The organism is Neomoorella stamsii, assembly GCF_002995805.1.
Taxonomy (GTDB): domain Bacteria; phylum Bacillota; class DSM-521; order Neomoorellales; family Neomoorellaceae; genus Neomoorella; species Neomoorella stamsii.
Window position 1 is genome coordinate 1 of sequence record NZ_PVXL01000003.1, and the last position, 3,212, is coordinate 3,212.

At 44.6% G+C, this 3,212-nt stretch carries 2 protein-coding genes and 1 pseudogene; all 3 read right to left on the minus strand.

What is annotated here, in order from left to right; all coding sequences use genetic code 11:
- Positions 1-202 (minus strand): annotated as a pseudogene (locus tag MOST_RS00035) (4Fe-4S binding protein); the annotation flags it as partial.
- A gap of 385 nt (positions 203-587) precedes the next feature.
- Positions 588-1,946 carry a UbiD family decarboxylase gene (locus tag MOST_RS00040; RefSeq protein ID WP_054935437.1) on the minus strand — a complete coding sequence of 453 codons (1,359 nt, stop codon included), beginning with the start codon at positions 1,944-1,946 and terminating at the stop codon, positions 588-590.
- Positions 1,947-2,014: 68 nt separating this feature from the next.
- The coding region (locus tag MOST_RS00045) for a TRAP transporter permease (protein ID WP_211295958.1) at positions 2,015-3,212 on the minus strand (1,198 nt) is incomplete at its 5' end.

Consider the following 3,212-nt stretch of genomic DNA (forward strand, 5'->3'; position numbering starts at 1 on the left):
AGTCGAATAGTTTGAACCGCGGCCGGGGGAAGTTCCGTCCTAGTTTGCCGCTTTCCCCAAAGAGCGACTTGGCAATGGCCCCGGCCGCACCCCCGTCGATGCCTTTCTTCATGCCGTTCTTGTCCATGGTGGGGGTAGCCGAGGCTAGGATTACTGGGTTTTTAAATTTTACTCCTGCTACTTCTACACTCAGATTTGCCATGTTTATATTCCTCCTTGAAACAATTTTGTGTAGGTCATTTGGTTAAATTAATCTTAGATATAATAAATAATGGTATCTTTATATTGTATTGCCCACCTCCTTCGTCGGGCCGTCAGCAGCACCGTTTCTAAAGGCTTCCAGGTTATTCCCCATATACAATGTTAACGATGTTTCATATACCATGGGTATACACCATGATAGTATAAATTAGGCTTTGAGCCTTTGCCGCAGCTGGCGGCATAATTATAGGGACCAGGGGTTTCTTTTGTATACACATTGTATACTGGGGTTATAATTGTACTATTCGCTGTTAAATCTAAAATTCCTCCTCCTACAAAAGAAAAAATTTTAGTCTACAGTGCCTCCAACTTCCTTCCCGCGCCTTTTAACCCTTATAATTAAAAATCTCTTCCAGATCAACCTGATCGGTACCTGGTACGCTCACGGCTTCAGGATAACCAGCCAGGGGCTTGGTAGCATCAATACCCACCTTAGTAACAACGTACCCCTTTGACGATGTTGGATCTAACGGGTGCCCCTTGGCGTTACGTATTACAAAAGCATTTTCTACTGGATTTAAACGGGTGGCAATAGCTCTTAATACGGCGCTATCATCGAAAATATTGACGTCTTCATCTACCACCACCACATATTTGATAAATGGGTCGGAGGCGAAGACTGCCGCGATCACGTTTTTAGCTTCTCCCTCGTGCCGTTTCTTGATAGAAACATAACAGGTTAACCGGCAGCACCCTGAAGGGGGCATAAATACGTCCTGCACCGTGGGGCAGGCCATCTTAACCGTTTTGAAAATTACACTTAACCTTCCCGTCCCGCCCAAAAGTTGGTGGTCAAGATGCCCGGATACACAGTCTAAGTAAATGGGATTTTTTCTGTGGGTTATAGCTGTGACAGTAATCACCGGATATTCATGCGGAGCTCCGTAAAGGGTTGTATATTCTCCAAAAGGTCCTTCCAGGCGCTCCTCACCGGGAGCAATATAACCCTCCAGAACAATTTCGGCATCTGCCGGGACCTCCAAGTCCACCGTTTTACATTTTACCAGTTCCAAGGGTTGACCCAGCAGTCCCCCTACCACCTCGTATTCATCTACCCCAAAAGGTACAAAACTCAGCACGCCCAAATAAAAGGCTGGGTGGTGTCCAATAGTTATAGCTACAGGCATGGGCTTACCACGCTGAACATATTTTTCAAAAATATAATTGACATGGCTGGTTTCTGCCATATGAATTCCTAGTTTATTACGTTCATGAACCATATGACGGTATACACCTATATTACGAATACCTGTTTCCGGATCTTTAACTACCATGGCACCGGCAGTAATATAGGGTCCAGCATCCTTTTCGTTATGGGTAACTATAGGCAAATCGTAGAGGTTAACCTCATCACCTTTAATGACTACTTCCTGCACCGGCCCATCCGCTACTATTACCGGTTTTGTAAGCTTATCTTCGCGCTCACGATAAACTGAGTTTAAAGACCCCTCCTCGCACTCAAGGGCAAGGGCTAACCGTTTGCGACTGGCAAAGACATTGCATAAAACGGGTATGCTACTCCCTTCAACGTTACTAAATAAAAGGGCTGGATAACGGTGTTCTTCCTCTAGTTTAGCTGCTACTGCCGGTATCCCGAATCGCGGGCTAACAGGTTTCTTTACTTCAAGAATTTCACCTGCCTTCCCGGCTTCAAGGATAAATGACCGCAAATCTTTATTGGGCATACAAATTGCCTCCTTCCAGCTATTAATTTTAAGCTTTTTCTTTTTTAGCCTAACAAATACATCTTACCTTATTGTACTTTAGCCCCTAGAGAATCCGTGTTTTTCGGTGACATTAATCTGTCGGTTATAATCGCTAAAAACAAACCTGCTATTCCGATTACATCCGTACGGAAACCGGGAATCATCAATAATAATGCACTTATAAGCAATAATACGCGTACCACCATGTGTAATGGTTTCTTAAAGAAGCCTTCCATGCCAAAAGTAAGAAGGATTACCCCAATTGCAGCTGAAATAAAGGCTGATGCTATTTCTATGCCGCTACCTTGTTGCATTAAGAGTACTGGATTAATAACAAAGATAAAAGGAACTATATAGCCGACCAAACCCATTCGAAAAGACTTCCAGCCTGTAACAAAGGGGTCCGTTTTAGCAACTGCTGCCGCCGAATAAGCCGCCAGGCAGACCGGTGGGGTTATGGCACCTATAGAGGCAAAAAAGAAGACAAAAAAGTGTGCCGCCAGGGGATTTACACCCATGCTTATCAGCGAAGGAATAGTTAAAGCAGCTAGAATTATATATACAGCTGTAGGCGGGAGTCCCATCCCAAGAATAAGCGCGGCTATCATGGTCAAGATAAGAGCTAAAATTGGGTTACTGGCAGATAGCACATTAAGTAGACTGGAAAATTTAACCCCTACGCCAGTTGCCGAAACCACCCCAACTATGATGCCGGCAGCTGCGCATGCCGCTGCAATAGAAATGTTATCGCGTGAACCTGCTGCCAGGGCGTCTAATATTTTCTTGGAATTCATGCGGGTTTCGCTTTTTAGAAATGAAAGGGCTATCATGAACAGAATACTCCAAAAGGCTGTTTTGATGGCACTCCAGCCCATGACAATAAAAACCACCAGAGCTATTACCGGTATCAAAAGGTGTCCTTTTTGGGCTAACGTCTTTTTCCAATCTGGCAATTCTTCCCCGCTTAAGCCCTTAAGCCCAGAGCGTGCAGCTGCTATATCGGCATAGAAAATTAAACTAAGAAAAAACAGTGCCGCCGGGATAACCGCACCTTTTACCACCACGCCGTAGGGGACAGACAAATAATCGGCTATCATAAAGGCCCCCGCGCCCATGACAGCATTCCTGTAATGATGTAAGGTAGGTGTTGCCAATAAAAAAGCCTCCTGGTAAAAAAATAATAGACCAAAACAAACAAACCAACCAGGAGGCGAGAAACCGAATGAATGAGGTGCAAAAGAAATT